The 17,711-nt window shown below is 33.3% G+C and carries 18 protein-coding genes; 12 read left to right on the forward strand and 6 right to left on the reverse strand.

Annotation, left to right across the window (positions count from 1 at the left end):
* Window positions 1-631: 631 nt before the first annotated feature.
* The 4 genes from HBN50_RS02910 (at window position 632) to HBN50_RS02925 (ending at window position 3,513) form a co-directional block, all read left to right on the forward strand.
* On the forward strand, window positions 632-1,432 hold the full coding sequence (locus HBN50_RS02910; protein ID WP_273867802.1) for a hypothetical protein: 801 nt from the start codon (window positions 632-634) through the stop codon (window positions 1,430-1,432).
* 354 nt (window positions 1,433-1,786) lie between these two features.
* Entirely contained in the window at window positions 1,787-2,164 is a 378-nt protein-coding gene (locus tag HBN50_RS02915; RefSeq protein ID WP_273867803.1) for a hypothetical protein, read from the forward strand.
* A 68-nt stretch (window positions 2,165-2,232) separates the two neighbouring features.
* Window positions 2,233-2,778 (forward strand): hypothetical protein, encoded by a 546-nt coding sequence (locus HBN50_RS02920; protein ID WP_273867804.1) that lies wholly within the window; start codon window positions 2,233-2,235, stop codon window positions 2,776-2,778.
* Window positions 2,779-2,961: 183 nt separating this feature from the next.
* Complete coding sequence (locus HBN50_RS02925; protein WP_273867805.1) at window positions 2,962-3,513, forward strand: hypothetical protein; 552 nt, start codon at window positions 2,962-2,964, stop codon at window positions 3,511-3,513.
* Between the two features lie 137 nt (window positions 3,514-3,650).
* On the opposite strand, the gene HBN50_RS02930 is transcribed toward HBN50_RS02925, so the two are convergent.
* Together HBN50_RS02930 and HBN50_RS02935 are read right to left on the reverse strand one after the other, a co-directional pair.
* A complete protein-coding gene (locus tag HBN50_RS02930) occupies window positions 3,651-4,463 on the reverse strand; it encodes a hypothetical protein (protein ID WP_273867807.1) in 813 nt (270 codons plus the stop codon).
* Window positions 4,460-5,101 (reverse strand): hypothetical protein, encoded by a 642-nt coding sequence (locus HBN50_RS02935; RefSeq protein ID WP_273867809.1) that lies wholly within the window; start codon window positions 5,099-5,101, stop codon window positions 4,460-4,462. Before HBN50_RS02935 ends, HBN50_RS02930 begins: the two co-directional genes overlap by 4 nt.
* A gap of 239 nt (window positions 5,102-5,340) precedes the next feature.
* Between HBN50_RS02935 and HBN50_RS02940 the strand changes: the two genes are divergently transcribed.
* From HBN50_RS02940 to HBN50_RS02950, 3 genes are all read left to right on the forward strand, one after another.
* Window positions 5,341-6,837, forward strand: a complete 1,497-nt coding sequence (locus HBN50_RS02940) for a PQQ-dependent sugar dehydrogenase (RefSeq protein WP_273867810.1) — start codon at window positions 5,341-5,343, stop codon at window positions 6,835-6,837.
* An 88-nt stretch (window positions 6,838-6,925) separates the two neighbouring features.
* Window positions 6,926-7,291, forward strand: coding sequence for a hypothetical protein (locus tag HBN50_RS02945; protein ID WP_273867811.1), 366 nt, complete (start codon window positions 6,926-6,928; stop codon window positions 7,289-7,291).
* Between the two features lie 168 nt (window positions 7,292-7,459).
* Window positions 7,460-7,813, forward strand: coding sequence for a hypothetical protein (locus HBN50_RS02950; protein ID WP_273867813.1), 354 nt, complete (start codon window positions 7,460-7,462; stop codon window positions 7,811-7,813).
* Between the two features lie 9 nt (window positions 7,814-7,822).
* On the opposite strand, the gene HBN50_RS02955 is transcribed toward HBN50_RS02950, so the two are convergent.
* Window positions 7,823-8,668, reverse strand: coding sequence for an MBL fold metallo-hydrolase (locus HBN50_RS02955; RefSeq protein WP_273867814.1), 846 nt, complete (start codon window positions 8,666-8,668; stop codon window positions 7,823-7,825).
* 60 nt (window positions 8,669-8,728) lie between these two features.
* Here HBN50_RS02955 and HBN50_RS02960 point away from each other — a divergent pair, with 60 nt between their 5' ends.
* Together HBN50_RS02960 and HBN50_RS02965 are read left to right on the forward strand one after the other, a co-directional pair.
* On the forward strand, window positions 8,729-9,073 hold the full coding sequence (locus HBN50_RS02960; RefSeq protein WP_273867815.1) for a MerR family transcriptional regulator: 345 nt from the start codon (window positions 8,729-8,731) through the stop codon (window positions 9,071-9,073).
* A 19-nt stretch (window positions 9,074-9,092) separates the two neighbouring features.
* Complete coding sequence (locus tag HBN50_RS02965; RefSeq protein WP_273867816.1) at window positions 9,093-9,311, forward strand: hypothetical protein; 219 nt, start codon at window positions 9,093-9,095, stop codon at window positions 9,309-9,311.
* 23 nt (window positions 9,312-9,334) lie between these two features.
* Here HBN50_RS02965 and HBN50_RS02970 read toward each other — a convergent pair whose 3' ends face one another.
* Window positions 9,335-11,137, reverse strand: coding sequence for a GMC oxidoreductase (locus tag HBN50_RS02970; protein ID WP_273867817.1), 1,803 nt, complete (start codon window positions 11,135-11,137; stop codon window positions 9,335-9,337).
* 264 nt (window positions 11,138-11,401) lie between these two features.
* On the opposite strand from HBN50_RS02970, the gene HBN50_RS02975 reads away from it, so the two are divergent.
* The gene (locus HBN50_RS02975) at window positions 11,402-12,724 is read left to right on the forward strand and encodes a hypothetical protein (protein ID WP_273867818.1); all 1,323 of its coding nucleotides are present in this window, start codon (window positions 11,402-11,404) and stop codon (window positions 12,722-12,724) included.
* 3 nt (window positions 12,725-12,727) lie between these two features.
* Here the strand turns inward: HBN50_RS02975 and HBN50_RS02980 are convergent, their stop codons facing one another.
* Window positions 12,728-13,435: a substrate-binding periplasmic protein gene (locus HBN50_RS02980; RefSeq protein ID WP_273867819.1), complete on the reverse strand. Its 708-nt coding sequence runs from the start codon at window positions 13,433-13,435 to the stop codon at window positions 12,728-12,730.
* 219 nt (window positions 13,436-13,654) lie between these two features.
* Here HBN50_RS02980 and HBN50_RS02985 point away from each other — a divergent pair, with 219 nt between their 5' ends.
* Together HBN50_RS02985 and HBN50_RS17580 are read left to right on the forward strand one after the other, a co-directional pair.
* On the forward strand, window positions 13,655-15,163 hold the full coding sequence (locus HBN50_RS02985; protein WP_273867820.1) for a methyl-accepting chemotaxis protein: 1,509 nt from the start codon (window positions 13,655-13,657) through the stop codon (window positions 15,161-15,163).
* Window positions 15,164-15,472, forward strand: coding sequence for a DUF952 domain-containing protein (locus HBN50_RS17580; RefSeq protein WP_443135158.1), 309 nt, complete (start codon window positions 15,164-15,166; stop codon window positions 15,470-15,472).
* On the opposite strand, the gene HBN50_RS02990 is transcribed toward HBN50_RS17580, so the two are convergent.
* Window positions 15,393-17,684, reverse strand: coding sequence for a S8/S53 family peptidase (locus tag HBN50_RS02990; protein ID WP_273867821.1), 2,292 nt, complete (start codon window positions 17,682-17,684; stop codon window positions 15,393-15,395). The two genes, HBN50_RS17580 and HBN50_RS02990, sit on opposite strands and share 80 nt — an antisense overlap.
* Window positions 17,685-17,711 lie beyond the last annotated feature (27 nt).

A 17,711-nucleotide genomic window follows, 5' to 3' on the forward strand; every position in this document is an offset into this window, starting at 1 on the left:
TAATACGGATACTATAAAGACAATTGACCCTAGTCATCCAGATCTTTAACATACAAGTGATATTAGTCCGATTAGATATGTGCCAAATGGTGGATTTGGTGATTCTCCATCTAAAACCAACAAGTAAAGGATTTTCTTTGAAAAATAGAAGAAAAGAAAGAATTCTATTAAGTTTCTACATAGTTATAAATTTAATAATAGCTATAATTTTTTATTCGAAATTGAGTCTTTGGATATTTTTCGGATCTGTCATTTTATATTTTCTTCCATATCTGGAAAGAGGTGTCGTCACATATAGATATTTTAATGAAGTAAGCTTAAAGTCTTATCTTATCAATATTTTATTATTTTCATCTGTCGGCGCATATCTATATAGCTTAATGATTAATGTTTTTGGCCAAGAAGTGGCAATGAACTTTCTTCTATCTTTCTCTTTTTCTTTTTGCTTTTTTACGCTCTTTCTAAAATTAATACGTGAGCCGAAGAAATAATGTATCTTTTTTTTCAGTCAAAAAAGTTCGATATTTCGGAAGTAAGGTCCACCATAACAGCTTTGTATATGAGTCTCAAATTTAATAGGGCCTGTTCATATTCAAATAGGAGATTATAAATATCATTGCTAGGAGCTTCTATGGAATTGAAATTTGAAGTTTTTAAAAATGTTTTCTATGAATATGAAGTAACTTTTAATGATGGAGAGTATCTCTTAGGAAGTGGTTTTTACCTATCTGATAACAAATCCTTTTGGGAGGATTATTGTAATAATAAAGAAGTTACCTCATTAATGTATGAGTATTTCTATGTCTATGGAACCCCCGCCGGATTTAATAGTTTATTATATCAAGCAATATCTTATTTTTTAGCACGAAAGAAGGATAAACTAATTGTAGGATCTTTTTTTGGTGATATGGGAATAAGTTCTTCAAGAGCAGATGAGACTACTACGTATCTAAAGGACCGTTTGTATTTATCCTCCAAGTGGGAATATTTAGAGAATAATGTTTTTGAGAAAAGTTCAGATGAGGCTCTCTTAGAAATCTCCAGTTTTGGGGAGCTTGTAAATGCTGTCAGAATAAGTTCATCAGATGTATCAGGAGCTACACTTTATAGAACTTCATCTTTTCAAGAGTTAGCTTTAAACTTCGACAAAGCCAGTAATACCCCAGATTTAACTGAAATTCTTAAACAAGATGATCTCTTTGTTCATTTTTATATAGATGAAGATGGCGATTATAAAGATGGAATTATAATAAAATCAAAGACTGATATTAGTGACATAATAAGTGAAGTTGAAAAGAGGACGAATTTATTTATTTCAAAGTTTAAAGAAGATTTCCATAAAAAGAAAAATGTTCTTGAGGTCGTGAAGTTGTTGGAAGAGCTACTTTTAAATTGTTTTGATATTAAGACAAAAGGGACATTAGATTTATGAAGAGGCTTGTTTTGATTTGGAATTTTGATCCACATTTTGTCTACAAGGAATTCAAAAAAGATAGTCATTAAAGTTATATAAAGTTAGTCTTTGCTAAAGTTAATTCTGAGATATTTTACTTGAGTGATGTTAAGAAAAATTGATTGTTGAGTGCGCGATCAATGGGCCGGTCAAGAATAAGTTTAAGAAGAGCTTTATCTCGTATACAGTTTCAAAACATTTTGGTCATATATAGTTACTAATGAAATTAATTTTCGAGGAGAACCGAATCATAAAGTTATAGATGGATTTCAAAAAGCTAGGGAATCATCAGATGTATTCGAAATTAAAAATTTTGGGGAACTCATCTCTCTTATGAAAGCTAGTAATGATATTGTCTTTAGCGGATATTTTTTTAGTGTAAATTCTCCGGAAAAAATAGCTTCATCTTTGTATAGTAAAGAATCTAGTCCTAATTTCAATGTTTGTCTGGAAGATGATGAATTATTTCTTTTTTTAGAGATGGGTACAGAAGATGAATTTGGTGACTCTATTGTTATTCATTCTCGTTCTGATATTGACTTGAAAATTAAAAGAATTGAAGTGATGGCCAACAAGTTTATCAATAAGTTTGAAAAAGAATATTTCCTCATACAAACAAGCAAAGAATTATGTGATTTTCTTATTGATTTGCTTAAAGAGTGTTTTGATATTGAGAGCAGAGGAGCTGCTGATTATAAGTATAAGACTTAGTGAAGAGCCGTTCGTGTAGTAATAAATAAAGGTATTATGACTCAATTATTTCCGTTAAAATAGAGCTTATGAAAATTGTTATAGAAACATATATTAAAACTAGAGATGATTATGATTTTTGTTATTCAGTTAAAAAAATCATTAAAAATAGAATTTTGTATAATTATAATAGTGATTTTAAATACAACTTTTCTCCAATCGACAAGGTTAGTGAATACCCCATTACAGAGGGAATGTATGATTATATAGAAGGGGCCATTGTCTTCTATGTCAATGATGTGAAAATTACTGATTGGGAAAATTGGGATGATCTAGTTTATCTCTGGGCATTTTTATATAGGGAAGTTAGTCAGAGTTCTCTCTTGAAACGTTGTGATCATGAGTACGCTGATACCTATGGTATACTTACTTTTATTCCATTAGATAGTGGCCTCGTAGACATTTATTACAATGAAGAAAAAAAAGCTTCTGTAGATAGACTATCGTTAATGAAAGCTATTATTTTAGAGGCAGATCGTTTTTTCCAAGTTCTTTGGCAAATTCGCCCAAAATTAATAGAGGATTATGATTGGGTTGTTGAATTTCTTGAGCAAGACAAGAGAAAGTTTTTTTAATTTTTTCGTTCTTCTGTTATTTGAGTATTCATTGTTTTTATCGCCGCATAACTACAATTTCCAATAGGGGAAATGAGCACCATTCAATTAAATAATTAAGTTAACTGAACGAATCGGCAGTGATAAAGTTTCAGTACAAATAAATAAGGGTGTAATTACACAATTATATCCAATGGATTAAAAATGAAAAAAATTACTTTAAAAACTTTTATTCAGACAAGTTGGGATATACCGTTTGCTTACAGTGTAAAAAAAATCGAACGTAGAAGAATTATTTATAATTATAATAAAGATTTTGAAAACAATTTTGTAAAAATGAAGGATGTCCATGAACTTCCAATTCAACATGATATGTATGACCATATTCAAGGAGCAGTTCTTTTTAAAATTGGTGATAGCGTAATTGTGGACTGTGAAAATTGGGATGAATTAATAGGTTATTGGACATTTTTGTATATAGGATTAAGTGAAAGTCGTTTTGAGAAGGACTATTTACATACTTATGCCGAGACATACGGTTATCTTGATTTTCGGGTGAAAAACTCAGAGGAAGTAGATATCTTTTATAATAAAGAGTACAAAGCGACGGCCAATAAAAAAGAGTTAATGCGAGAAGTTGTTTTAGCAGCTGAAGAATTCTTCAATTTCCTTTGGACTGTTCGACCAAAGTTAAAAAAACAATATTCGGTTGAATTAGGAATGATTAAAAGAGATAAAGAGATTTACTGCCAATAATTTCATTATGTCGAAATTCAAATCTAGTTTAAGTTTAAAGAGAAACGATCTCTGGAATTTGTGAAAAGATAGAAAGGTGCGATGGAAAGAAACGTTCTTTCTGCTCTTGTAAGAACTGTCAGAATAAGTTCATCAGTTCACGATTTGTGAAAGTTATCCATTAGCTCTAAGCAACCTTCATTATTTTTTGGAATCCATACCTTTGGGTAATCATGGATTTTTATAATTCTTCTAAAATCTATTAGCTCTTTGGCAATTGGTGCCTTTTCACTTTGGATCGTGATTCCATTTTCACTTAGTAGATCATTGAGAAGATAGCCATTAAAGCCTTTATAGTAGGAATCAACGACCCATGTCTTTCCTTTGTGTTCAACTGTGACAAATCCGTGGTTTTCAACAATATTATAATCTTCGGCATTGTTAACCCGTCGTATTTCAGCGTACGTATGTTTATTTTTTATTCCTGCACTATTTAAAAGTAGATGAATGAGTAGAGCGTGTTCACGACAAACACCAACAGAGCAGTCAATGTATTCGCTTAGTGGGATATCAAGTTCACTATCTTTGTAGTATCTGGTTAGGTTTATATAGCTAGGGGAATCATAGTCGCGCTCACGTAGGGCCTTCTTAGAAACTAGATCACTTATTTTAGAAATCTTTGTCCAAAAATCGGATTCTTCTTCTCCAATTAACTTCGCTTCATTTAGGTATTGCTTTAATAGAGGAGTATCAAGATCGATAATGTAGTTGGGTTGCATACCATCATATGCTAAAGATCCTTCCACAACACTATTATTGGGGATGTTCTCAATGCTACCGCCATCAACCTGATGATAAGATGAGAAGTCAGTTATCTGTGCAGGTTTCCTAAAGTAAGAGTTATCTACTGATAAAAAACTTAAACTGAATAGTGTCGCTAAAGTGAGAGCGAATATAGATACTTTTCTCATTCTTTTTCGCTTGTCCTAGAGCCTATCTGAAAAATGTCATTTCGTTGTAAATCATAGGCCCAAACGTTGGTAATCGCTTCAACTGGTATTGTCTCTTTTAATCTTCCTGCAACCTTCGGTCTGTCGGAACTTGGCCAAGGTAGTTTATCTGCATCAAATTGGAAGATTATATTCAAAATGAGGTGATCTCCATCAACTTTTAGAATATTTCCTCGAAAGTTTGAGGCCGCAACGCCGTAGTTGAGTCGAACCCCTGTAGAAATATAATGACCGTCCCATGAGGATGCTTTTTCAGGTTCAATTCCATTTCTTAGAATATGTTCTAAGCTATCCTTATCTAAGGTCATAACACGATAGTATGTCTGAGCTGGATTATGAGGGAAAATATCATGAAATTTTTCCCAAGGTTTATTTGTATTGAAATATTCCTTTCTAATTTCTAAGGCATATTTAACTTGAGAGGCGTATTCTAAGACTTCTTTCATCGGAAGAATCTTTAGCCCCTGAAAATCAGTTGTTTTGACTACTTTTCTATGAAAAGCCTCTAAGAGGTCATGACAAGACTTTTCTGCTGAAAGGGTTTTTTGCGCAGAAAGAATAATTAATATAAAAGTAACTTTTTTCCAAAATGAGTTCATTTCTAACCTTACTTGTTTTGTGTCGAAAAACTTCTTTATTGTATAAAGCTTATACAAATCAAAACAATTTATTTTTGCTAACTTATAAGAAATGCAATGCCATCTATATGTAGGTAATTAAATGCATTTTTTATGCCAAGCCTCATCTCCTGATAGAGGAGTGTATTTCTTTCAACTTGTCCAAGCAAAATGACTTTTCTTGATATAAAGGTCCTACATTATTCAAAGATAGGCCCATTATGAATTATTTAATTAGCATTCTTTTAATGATTTCTTTTAACGTTTTCTCTAAAGAAAGCTCATCATATCTTCTTGATTCTAAGAAACAATGTTTTGGTTACGATCAAGTGCCTGTCTCTAGTATTGATTCTAGTTGTGTTGGAATGATCATTAACTCAAACGATGGTCTTAAAAAGCCACGAAAAGTCATTCAGCTTGATAATGGTGATTTTTATATCACTGATATGGTTAATTGGAATAAAGGCAATGGGATATTGTGGCGTTTTTCAAAGGGCTCTCTTAAACAAGTTTTTTCAGGTTTAAATTTGCCTCATGGTCTTAGAAAAGGCCCAAATGGTCTCGTGTATGTTGGCGAATCAGATAAGATCTTTCGATTCAATCCTAACGATCCTAATGGTACAAAAGAAATTGTGATCTCTAATTTACCATCGGATGGAAAACATCCGCTAAGTGAATTTCTCATCACTCGTGATCAACGTATTCTCGTCAATCTTGGTGCACCAAGTGATCAGTGTTTAAATTCTAAGGGAAGACCTGTTTATCCTTGCCTTGAAAGCGATAGAGAAGCAGCTCTTTATGAGTATGAGATCAGCGATAATGGAAAGGTTGAGTTTACAAGAATCCTTGCAAGAGGACTTAGAAATTCAATGGGAATCGTAGAACTTGAAAGTGGTGAGATCATTCAATTTAATAATGGAATGGATTTTAATGATGAAGAGGGTCCCCTTGAAGAAATCAATCTCATTATTGAAGATTCTCATTATGGTTGGCCATATTGCTATGAGAAAAATAAGTTGAATAAGGCCTATAAGAGAAGCTTTTTTAATCGCTCTGTACCAAAAATAAATTGTGAAAAGTATGAATTACCCATTGGTCTGTTGCCCGCCCACTCGGCACCGTTAGATGCGCTTTTGTATCAAGGCGAGATGTTTCCTGAGCTAGAGGGGAGTATTATCGTTTCACTTCATGGTTATAGAAAATATGGTCAAAGACTCATTCATTTAAATTTAAATACACAGAATTTAAGAAACGAGCATTTTACGAATCTGGTTTTTGATTGGAATGCAAGAAAGGGGCTTCGTCCAAAGGGTGCTCCAGTTGGATTACATGTTGGGAAGCTAGGAGAGATTTATTTTATCGACGATAAAAATAAAACTCTAATGGTGCTTGCAAAAGGTGAGAAGTCTCTTTACGAACAAAAGGCAGAAGTTCAACTTCTAACCAATTATGCTCTTTCAAGTTTTCAAAAAGTTTCGAATGAAGTTTTAAGTAAACATTGTCTCAGTTGCCACTCTGAGTTTTTAGGAGAAGATAAGTTAGTCATTGATCGCCTTGTGGAGTCAGGGCTTGTCGAACCCGGAAAACCTCTTGAAAGTGATCTTTATCTTCGCGCAATTGGAAAAAGCTCTAATATGGCCATGCCACCAGCTCGTCCAGATGCTCTAAGTGATAGAGATAAGGAACTTATTCGTCAGTGGATACTTGAGATCAAATAAATTTTACAGAGCAAAGACATTTCACATTTATTGTGAAAGATTTTGTGATACTTCTTTTTTATAAATTGAAACAACTAGGGAGAGATTTATGAAATCATTAATGGCCGGTTTATTTTTACTGACATCAATTACTTCTTTTGCAACTGATCTATCAGTAGATTACTTTCTTGGAAAAACTTATGAAGGTGATAAGTATATCGTAGAATTTGCATCTGATCTTAATTCAGATGGAGAAGTAGAAGCTGTCATCGAAGAGAAGAAACTTCTTCTTAATGACTCAAGAGATATCCCTGTTGTAAGAATTAGCGATGGGTACATTAAGTTTTACTTCGATAAAGATGTTGATAATCTACAGTTTTTTGGTGTTTCAGGTCGTTTAGAAGAAAGCAATGGTGAAGTTCAATTTTGTTTTCCACTTCCAGGTTACAAAGTAGATTGTTTAAGCGAAATTTAATAAGTAAAAAAAACTTTATAGAAAGGCCTTGCATTTGCAGGGCCTTTTTTTTGGCCTTATTTGTCTAAATGTTTCTTGTGTATCTTTTTCCTAAGTTCCAAATAAATAATGCACGATTTTCTAATCATCTTATTCTAGGACTCCTTTAAGTTAAATATAGGAGAGTTTATGAAAAAAGTAATTATTTGTTTATCTATTCTATTTTCTTTTACATCGATGGCAGCGACAAGAGATTGTAAAGAATATGCAAAAACTGAGCTATTAGAGAGACTTTCAAAAATTGAAAAACAATTTGATACTCAAGTTGAAATTAATGAAATTATAAAAAATGAAATTTTCGAGGCAACGGATTTAAATCAACATAATAAACACGAAATTAATTCGTATGCTATTCTCTCATTTAAAATAAGAGAGTTCATTCGTATAGGATATGAAGCAAATCTAAAAAGCGAAAGATATTTAAATCAACATCTAAAATCGTTAACTGTTGGATTAACTCGTCTAATAGATAATTGCCTTTAATAAAGTTTACTAAAGATTAGTCCATAGCGGGTAGTATCCAATGGTATCATGTACTTTTGAGTCATGAGTAGGTACTACCCTAAATTTATATTTATCTCGCAGCCTCTTTATTTTTTCTAGTGAAGTCGTAAGTTTATTTTTATCTCTGTCTACTAAATATGATGGGATTAAGGCCTTGTGAGAGATAAGATCGAGCTGTTTTTCTAACCATATGGCATCACCAACAAAAAAGACTTTTTCTTTTTTTCCATTCAGAATAAGGCCAATCGATCCATATGAATGACCTGGAAGGGGCACGAGAATAACAACACCATCTCCAAATAAGTCATAATGCTTTTCAAATTCTAAATATTGTTTTTCAGTCCATTGAAATGAAATTGGGTGATTATCTTTGAAATGAATAGGAAATGTTCTGTGATGAACAATATGATTACCTTGAATTTCTTTTATTTCATCAGGTCCAATCAGTGGACGTCTACCTAAGTTGTCGGTCAATCCACCGGCATGATCCCAATGGGCGTGACTTAAAATAATATGATCATATATCAGTTGGGGGGCCTGTGACTTTATTCCTTCAATGAATGTGAAATGAAAAATTGGCCTTGCCCAAAATGGCATACTTTCTTTGAATTCCTTATGAATATTAGAACCAATACCTGTTTCAAAGAGTATTGTTTTCTCTTTATGTTTAATGACAAACGCCGCATGATTGAATCTAACTTTTTTAAAGTTACCATCACTTATACTAATCATTTCTAAAGATTCAGCATGCCCTGTGTTTATGATTGTAAACGATGTCTTTGCTGATGAATGGAAACAAAATATCGCAATAAAAAATATGAGAATAGTCTTCATTTAATCTCCTCTTTCAATTAGTATAAAGGTTAAAGTATAGTTTAAGGTCAAGGAGAACCTATGCTCATTGGTGAATTATCTAAGGCCCTAGGAATTCCTAGTTCAACGATTCGCTACTACGAAAAAATCAATTTAATACCGAAAATGAGGGCGAATAACGGATATCGCAATTACCCTGATGAGATCGTTCATTTGTTGAAGTTGATTATCCAAGCAAAGGAGTTAGGATTTACTCTTTCTGAAATTAAAGAACTTTCTTCGCTAATCCAAGATCTGGGACAAGAGAGAGGAAAAATTCGATTGAAACTTGAAGATAAACTTCATGATTTAGAAAACAGAATTAAAGAACTACGAACGTTTAAAAAAAATATTTCAGCACTTCTCAATGCCAAGTGCCCTTTATAAAAATGAATAAGGAGTATTCATGAAAGAAAATGAAACAAAAGAAGTACAAGAAGCTGTTATTGAAAAGGCCCAGGATATTTTTACTTCAATGAAAGAAAAACTCTCTGATGTTGAATGTCCAACTCATGGAAAGGCGCTTTTGTTACTAGAGCAAGATAAGGTTAGGGGTGGTGTTAAGATCGAGACATGTTGTCCTGAAGGGGAGAAGTTAGTCGCAAAGGCCATTGAGAATCTCTAATGTCTCATGGCCTTAAATTAATTTTAAATAATATTGTCTTCAATCATCTTTTCACTGATTCGTTCAGCTAGCGCACTAATTGTTAATAATGGTGTGGCACCTAGAGATCGCGGGATAATTGAAGCATCGACAACATAAAGTCCTTTGTGTATTCCTGTTCTTCCATTGAATACCTGTCCTTTATGATTAACGACTCCTTTTGTAGCATCATCTCCCATAGGGCATCCCCCAAGTGGGTGTGTGGCCATCATTTTATCTTTGAAGATACTTGTTCTTGGATTATCGAGATAATGTCCACCTAGTTTTTTAGATACTTCCTTCATATGAGAAGTGATATTTTTATAAAAATATTCTTTTACAATATCTGGATAGATAACTTTTATCTCATCGTTTTCAGTTAAAATATATTTTCCACCTGAAGAGTCATGTCCACAGGCAAGAAAGAGAGTTGAATAATTGAGTGCTCCATCCTGTTCGAATTTTCCAAAATTATTTGTAATATTACTGTCTCTTTCAACTCTATCCCATTGCTCAGTTGAAAAATTAAAATCTTTCTTATTTGCTTTTGCAAACATAGAAAGGCCATAAGCTAGAGTAGAAGCAAGAGGAGAGGGGATGGCTCCTTCTAAAAGTAAAAATTGTTCTTCGAGAGCTCGTTCCTTGTTGAGATCCCTAAAGTTTGCAACTGTTGAAATTCCTGTACCTACAGAACCCTGGACTAATTGTAATCTCTTATTGACTCCTGTTCCAACTGATTGCGTTTTTTCGTGTCCATTGTAGCAAAAGCCAAGAACATCAGCGTTTAATGAAAGGGACTCACCAATTTTTTGAGAAAGTCTGATCCCATTCTTTCTCGCTTTTAACAGAAGTTTTGTACTTCCAAGAGATCCTGCTCCTAAAACAATATTTTTTGCATTTATAATTTTCTTATCAAAATTCAGATTAGAAGATGATTTAATCTCTATTCGATAACCTGACTTTGTTTTATAAAGATCAATGACTTCTGTTTCTGTAAAGATAGAACATCCACTTTCTTTAGCTTTGTAGAGATAGTTATAGGGAAGTATGTTTTTTGCACCTACATTACAACCTGAACAACAATCCCCACAAAGGGTGCAATCATTTCTATCTGACTTAATATTTGACTTGTAATTTATATTTAATTTTAAAAAACTAAGCTTTACTTTGGCCTTTTCAAAAGCTTTCTTAAATGCAATTGATTTCTTAGTTTTACTTAATTGATCTTCTTGATAGCTTGCTCCTAACTCTTTATCGGCGCGACTGTAGTACTTTCCCAATTCGCCAAGTGTATGATCAGGTCCTTTCGATGCACTCTCTCTAATTTCTTTTGGCCATTCTTTTTGTAGGAAGACTTCTTTTGTTGGAGCGATACTAATTGCTGCATTTATAAGAGAAGTTCCTCCGAGCCCATTAGCACCAATAATATCTAAATCGCAATCCTCTTCTGCCCCTAAATTCTGACTAAGAAGTCCAAGAGGGTTTGCTTTAGAGTGCATTTCCCCAAGAACATTGGCAAATGATTTTGGAAAGTCTCCTGGAAAAAACTCTTTACCTCGTTCTAAGACACAAATTTTTGAATTTGGGTACTCTTCACTCATTCTAGCAGCAATGACACTTGAGCCGTATCCAGAACCAATACAAATGAGATCATAGTAATCTTCTATTTGATCAAAATCATTTGATGATAATCCTTGAGGCTTGGATCGAAAGATATCAAATAAAGTAGAGCTAGGAGAGCGTTTAACTTTCGAAGCACAAGATGAAAGAAATAATGTCGTTGATAATAGAAATGATCTTCTTTTCATTTTGATCCTTTGAATACTTCACAGTTCATTCTATCTTTCGTAGAAATCGCTTACAACAGTAGGAAAAATCGGTTTTTTTCTTTGAAAAATTAAAGAATGTAACTATTGATTTTTTAAGTGTTTATTATATCCCATCTAACTTTCTTACTTGAGACTATGGCCCTGACTCTAGAATTCTTACTTTAAAAATGACAAAGAAATTGAGCTTTAATTAAGAAATTCGGTTTATTTCAGTGAGTATAATAATTATAAGCGAGGTGATTAATGAAATTCTCTTATCTATTACTATTTCTACTTATGGGGTGTGCTACGACGAGTTCCTATATTGGACCAGTTGAAAAAGAGCCTAAAAAAAAGAGTGATCTCAATGCAGAAATTCCTGCTGAAAAAACTGTTTTTTATGTAACTCAACAAAATAGAAGTGGAAGTTGTAAGTTGTACGTGAACAAAACCTATATTGGTCAATTGAATAATGCTCATGTTCTAAGGGTGGAAGCTCCGGCCGGAAAGCACAAGTTACTTTGTTATTTCGGAGGAAATGCTACTACATATTGGTTCAATAAATACTACGATAGCTTCAAAGAAATTGATTTTGACTTTGAGGGTGGAAAAAAACACTTTGTTCTTTATACTTGGAAGTATTCTAAGAAACACAAAATGAATCGTCCTTTTTTGACCGTTGATATAGATCCAGATATTGTTGATAAAAAGGTTGCTGAAAGAGGTCAATTGCTCCGTTCAACAAAGTTTGTAACGACTAATCACTTTGATAAAGAAGAACAGAAAGTTTTAGCTAAAGCGAAAGAAGATGACACTATTTCTGGTTATAAGAACTTTCTTTTTCAATATCCTTCTTCTAAGAGTGCACCAGAGATCAAAGAGAGACTGAGTGAGCTTGAAAAAGAAGACGATATGGCCTTTTCTAGAGCATCTAAAAACAATACATTCAAATCTTACATAGGTTATATTGAATCATTTTCTAAGGGAAAGCACATCAGTTCAGCTGTTGCTAGTGCTATTGATGTTGCTAAAGTAAAGAAGAAACCAATTCGTTTTTCCCATTATCGAAAATTAATCTCAATTAATGCCAACTATATGTCCCAGATTCCAGCTAGTGATGCAAGAGAAATTGAATTGCTAGAAATTGGTCCTGAAAACTTTAATGTAGCAAAAGTAATAGAGCTCAAGAAAAAGGGGCATTCATCTTCAATTCTCTCTGCCAAAATTAAGGCAACTAATGAAAGATATAAAAACTTTACGATGGAAGAAATAGGTTCGTTGAAGGGAATGGGTCTTGATGAAAAGATTATCGAGGCGATGATAACAGTGACAGCAACTTATGATTCAAGAATTAAAGCGATTACTGAAAATAAGGAAATGATGGCACAGATTCAGAAATTGATTAAATCTAGTCAAAAATCAGCGAATAAAACCTATTCTAGAAGAACACCTTCAAACTCAAATAACAATAATACGCTTACGAGTTGTATAAAGAGAAAAGCTGCCTTAGAAGCTTGCCGCAATGTGAGCGGATTTCTAAGGTCAGCTTGTGAAATGACTGCTAAATCAACTTACCCATGCCGATAAGAATTACTTATAATTTGATTTAATTTTTTCAACGGTACCATCGTCAATCATCTTTTTAAGTGTATCTTGAAGCTTTTTGACGGTGGCTCCATCAGTATCTTTATGACAAGCAATACTCATTACGGTCTTCTTAATGGTAAAGAGCTCTTTGAGATTAGTAATGTTATTCATTTTAGCTAAGTAAGGACCAACAGCACTAGAGGTTGCCCAAATATCAATCCTTCCAAAACTTAATTTCTTAGCATTTTGAGTATCATTGGCCGCTTCGTCGACTGTGTGACCATTAGATTTTAAATACTCAGCAAGAGCATCTCCAATGTAGCCCCCAATTGGTTTTCCTTTGATCTGACTTAAGTCTGTTGCTTTAATATCTGAATCATTTCTAACCATGATTACCCAGTCGTTTGATACGAGAGGTCCAATCCATTTGAAGTGAGGCATTCTTTCTTCAGTTTCTGTTGTGGAATAAACACAATTGTTCACATTCTCTTTTGCAGTGTTAAAGGCTCGCGACCAAGGGGCCATTTCGTGAGTGTATTTAACGTCTGCTCTTTTCATTAGCTCTACAACAATATCAGAGGCCATCCCTTTGATCTTGTCATTTTCTTTATATTGAAAAGGAGCAGAATCTTCTGTGAAAATTTTTAGTTCAGCCGCAAATGAATTGGTGAGTAATGGTAAAATGCATAATAGTTTAAACATCATTTTCATGTCAGACCCTCTTTTGTTCTTAAGGAATGTGTTCAGTTTAACCTCAATTTTGCCTCTTATTAGTTCTTTGATTACTTAAATTTAACCTCAAATTTGTAAGTTTTATTTATATTCAACTAATTGCGAGTCAAACATTAAATTTTTGAAGAATTATGAGTCAAGGCACTGTTTTGATGCATAATATATTTCAGTCTATAAATTCAAAATATAAGGTGTTCCATGAAAAACTGGTCGATGCAAAAGAAACTCATTGTCATCACAAATATGATTTCAATGTTCATTATGTTTGGTCTTGGTGTTGTTATCCTTAATGATAAAGCAAAAATTCTCAATCATTCTCTTGAGTCAAAAATGACAATGGTTATAGAGTCTCTTGGACTCTCTACAAAGGCCCTTTTTTGGAACTTTGATAATGCATCACTTGAGGCCCTGGCCAAGCAAATTCAAGCGGAAAAAGAGGTTGATTATATTTTCTTTCTTAATGAGAAAAAGAAGTCGATGTTTAACATTCCAAAGGAACTATTGGAATTAGAAAAAGGGCATGATCTCTTTATTACTAAAGAAGTCAAAGTTAAAGATCGCGTAGTTGGTCATATTAAACTTGGTTATAATAAGTCTGAAAATAAAAAGGCACTTACAGCGGCCTTGATTAAAATTGTCACAGTCGTTATTGCTGGGCAGGTCATTTTATCAATTGCTGTTGCCTTTCTTGTGCGAAGATTGTCAAAAGAATTAGAGAAAAATATTGAAAGTCTAAAAGATACATCGATCCGTTCAAAAGAGAGTTCAGAGAAACTAAGACATGCCAGTGAACTTCTTTCTTCATCATCTAATGAACAGGCCAGTGCTATACAAGAAACAGTGGCAACACTTGATGAAATTTCAGCAATGGTAAAAACGAGTGCGACAAACGCATCTGACAGTAGTGAACGAGCGGATGAGTCGTATCAAGTTACGGTTAAAGGGAAAGAGAGTATTGGAGAACTTGCTAATGTTATAAATATGATTATTCAAAATAATCAAAAGATTAAAGAGCAGATGGACGAAAATTCACAGAACTTAGATAGTATCTCTTCAACAATTAATGAAATATCGACAAAAACTAGTGTTATTAATGATATCGTTTTTCAAACAAAACTTCTCTCATTTAATGCATCTGTTGAAGCTGCAAGAGCCGGAGAGTCGGGGAAAGGCTTCGCTGTAGTTGCAGAAGAGGTTGGGAATTTAGCAACAATGAGTGGAAAGGCATCACAAGAGATATCTGAAATGCTTGCAAGTAGTACTGATAAGGTCGAGTCTATTGCAAAATATTCGAAAGAGCAGATCGAAAAAATCGTCGCTGAAGGTGATAGACAAATGGATCTTGTGTCTGAGATTATTAAAACCTGTGAAGATTCTTTTGATCAAGTTGTTAGTAACGTTTCTGAAGTCAAAGAAATGATGAATCAAGTTGCTAGTGCCGTTTCTGAACAATCGGTAGGTGTTGAAAATATCACACAGGCCATGAATGAACTTGATTCAACTGTGCAAGAAAATACAAGAGGTGCACAGGAAACCTATGGGCATGCAGAGAACCTTTCTACTCAGTCAGAACTTTTAGATAGAATTGTAGAAAGTCTATTTAAAACGGTAAACGGAAATAAGAAAAAGAGCGGAAAATCGAAAGAATCTTTGTTACAATTTAAAAAAAAAGAAACGAAAGTCGTAAGAGATAAAAAGGCCGCGTAAGTGAGAGATGAAAGAGTATTTAAGATTCTAACAGAGAATGAGTGGGATAAATTTCAAAAAGAAAAAGAGAGCGCTGGCACTGAACTAGATATAAAAGATGGTTTTATACACCTTTGTAGTAGAGAACAGGCCATTGGCGTCATCGATAGGTACTTTAAAGATATGAACGTGATTACTCTCGAACTGACTAATCAAGATTTATTAGATGCAATTAGATGGGAATCATCTACTAATAATGAGTATTTTCCTCACTTGTATGTTGAAAGAATTTATTTGCATGACTTTCAGATATGTCATATTCATTCATGAGGTACTCTTTCGATTTCACTTGAACATATCTTGATAGTAATTGAGTTGCAAAATAACTTCCTACACCATAATCATTCACTTCAATATCTTTCAAAGTTTGAATAAACTCTTCATTTAAAATATTAACATTCCTATAGTATGGAGCATTACTTAGTCCCGACTTGAGAGAGGCGATGGCCATCTCATTAATGTGATCAATAACTGCGTTGATTGATGTTTTCATTTTCTCTTTAAGAGCAAAGAATTCACTATTCTTTGTATAGCCAGCTTTTTCATAACCACATCTTAAAAGAGTGATAACTTCTAAATTATCTTCGTCAAGAAAGTAAGCTCGTCTTTGATTGAGAAAATTTTCTGATTGAATATCATTTTCACATATAGCTATATATGAATTAGTTCTCTTTTTAGTGATTATTCGTTTTAGATTTTCATCGATGCAACTTCTTTGTTCATCAGGACAAGTTTCTTTTAACTCTTTTACGACGAGGTAACCTTTATAAGAATTTAACTGACCTGGGAGATGTTCTCCATTTTGTATTGTTTTGAGCGCAGTACTCTTTAAAATTGTAATCACATCATTTCTTTTAAGGTTAGAGAAAATTGAGAGCCAATTGGCAACAGTCGCAGCTACCATCGGTGTTGCTCCACTTGTCTCTCCAAAGGAGCTGATCTCGTTGTGAGCATTTATTGTTTGTTGATAATGATCAGCAGGAGCTAGGATAACAACATTCTTATCAATTTGAGTTGAATTTGTCACAAGTCCACTAGGGGAGTATGAACCCACTAAAATGGCCTTTGATTCTGATTCCCAAGGGTTAACTCTCTTTGGAAAATCATTTCCCGAGGCCAAAAACCATAAGATGTCTTGCTCATGTGCACGTTCTGCCACTTTCGAAACTGAATCAGTTCTCCATCCGAGTGAATTACTAATAATTCTTGTTTTAGGACTTTGTTTCAACGACTCGTCTAAAATATATGAATAATTAAAATCATACATAGCTTTCGCTAAGAGATTTAATTGGACTTTTTCAGATCCCCCAAATCTCGAATGATTGATTACATTAGCTACATTTGTACCGTGATGATCGGCGACATTTCTATTTCGATGTGTTTTAGAATCAACGCGTACTTTATTTGGGACATTAATTGCTTTTCTTGTAAAACCACTATCAATGACAGTCACTGGAATATAATCCTCATTTTCATTTCCATTTGATGATATTTCCATTCTAACAAGATCATTGCCAGAGTATTCGAGAGACCAGTCAGGAGTAAGTTTTTTATCTAAGATATCGATTGATTCAATCTCCTTAATAAGAAATTTATTTTGAGATTCGATCGTTTTGTTCTTTCTGGTAATTGAGCTTTGAATTTCTTGAATTGTCGCTGTTAATACTTTTTGTACATATGGAATCTTTCCGTAGTGTCTAGGCGTCCACATATTTGTCCCAAGCCAATTCCTGACTATGTAGAAAAATTGATGGGCATTAGAAATGTCTTCACTTTTTAATTCAGAGAGAGACGTTTTAAAATTTCTATATTCGTCATTCAATGTTTCTGTAAAAATATGTTTTTCATTAAGTATTAATGCTGAAAAATAGTCTGCAAAAAGCTCTTCGTAATGTTCGATATAACTATTTTGTTTTAAAGCATAAGGAGAAGAGGCAAATAGGTTATAGTCTCTTGTATGTCTTGTCTTTCTTCGAGCATATTCTAACGATTGCTTATCTTCAAATTGCTTTAGCTCGAATTTTTCATGGGAAAGGGACTCTATCTTTTTTAGGAATCTTTGTAATGGGATTACTTCTTTTTGAATTTCACCTTTTATTACATGGTGGGCATATTCATGAATTATGATTGCTTGTCTATTCTTTCCAAGAATTTCATTTCCGTTAATGCTAATTGAAAAAGGAAGATAGATTCTTCCACTTTTATCATAATGGGGATTAAAATTAGCGTTTTCTAAAATTATAGTGACTGGTTTCGAGTTAAAACTGAAATCAATGGCCAATTCCATTGTTTTTTCAATTCTTCCTTTTAGTATTAGTGCTTCCTTTTTTTGTTTTTTACAATCATCATCTTGTTTATAGAAAATATGAATTTCAGAGATATTTTCGATGTGGCTCGAAAGAACTTCACTAGGACAGCTCGTCGCAAAAGAGATTTTAATAGATAAAAAAATGATAATTGAAAGGATGCTCTTTAGATTCATACTCTTATTTATAAGTGATTCTCGTGA

Origin of the sequence: Halobacteriovorax sp. GB3 (assembly GCF_028649655.1) — a bacterium.
Lineage (GTDB): Bacteria > Bdellovibrionota > Bacteriovoracia > Bacteriovoracales > Bacteriovoracaceae > BSW11-IV.

Coding starts and splice junctions, on each gene's coding strand:
- HBN50_RS02985 (WP_273867820.1), top strand. CDS start 13,655: ATGAAAAACTGGTCGATGCAAAAGAAACTCATTGTCATCACAAATATG.
- HBN50_RS02980 (WP_273867819.1), bottom strand. CDS start 13,435: ATGAAAATGATGTTTAAACTATTATGCATTTTACCATTACTCACCAAT.
- HBN50_RS02945 (WP_273867811.1), top strand. CDS start 6,926: ATGAAATCATTAATGGCCGGTTTATTTTTACTGACATCAATTACTTCT.
- HBN50_RS02930 (WP_273867807.1), bottom strand. CDS start 4,463: ATGAGAAAAGTATCTATATTCGCTCTCACTTTAGCGACACTATTCAGT.
- HBN50_RS02925 (WP_273867805.1), top strand. CDS start 2,962: ATGAAAAAAATTACTTTAAAAACTTTTATTCAGACAAGTTGGGATATA.
- HBN50_RS02935 (WP_273867809.1), bottom strand. CDS start 5,101: ATGAACTCATTTTGGAAAAAAGTTACTTTTATATTAATTATTCTTTCT.
- HBN50_RS02970 (WP_273867817.1), bottom strand. CDS start 11,137: ATGAAAAGAAGATCATTTCTATTATCAACGACATTATTTCTTTCATCT.
- HBN50_RS02950 (WP_273867813.1), top strand. CDS start 7,460: ATGAAAAAAGTAATTATTTGTTTATCTATTCTATTTTCTTTTACATCG.
- HBN50_RS02955 (WP_273867814.1), bottom strand. CDS start 8,668: ATGAAGACTATTCTCATATTTTTTATTGCGATATTTTGTTTCCATTCA.
- HBN50_RS02910 (WP_273867802.1), top strand. CDS start 632: ATGGAATTGAAATTTGAAGTTTTTAAAAATGTTTTCTATGAATATGAA.
- HBN50_RS02920 (WP_273867804.1), top strand. CDS start 2,233: ATGAAAATTGTTATAGAAACATATATTAAAACTAGAGATGATTATGAT.
- HBN50_RS02940 (WP_273867810.1), top strand. CDS start 5,341: ATGAATTATTTAATTAGCATTCTTTTAATGATTTCTTTTAACGTTTTC.
- HBN50_RS02990 (WP_273867821.1), bottom strand. CDS start 17,684: ATGAATCTAAAGAGCATCCTTTCAATTATCATTTTTTTATCTATTAAA.
- HBN50_RS02915 (WP_273867803.1), top strand. CDS start 1,787: ATGAAAGCTAGTAATGATATTGTCTTTAGCGGATATTTTTTTAGTGTA.
- HBN50_RS02960 (WP_273867815.1), top strand. CDS start 8,729: ATGCTCATTGGTGAATTATCTAAGGCCCTAGGAATTCCTAGTTCAACG.
- HBN50_RS02975 (WP_273867818.1), top strand. CDS start 11,402: ATGAAATTCTCTTATCTATTACTATTTCTACTTATGGGGTGTGCTACG.
- HBN50_RS02965 (WP_273867816.1), top strand. CDS start 9,093: ATGAAAGAAAATGAAACAAAAGAAGTACAAGAAGCTGTTATTGAAAAG.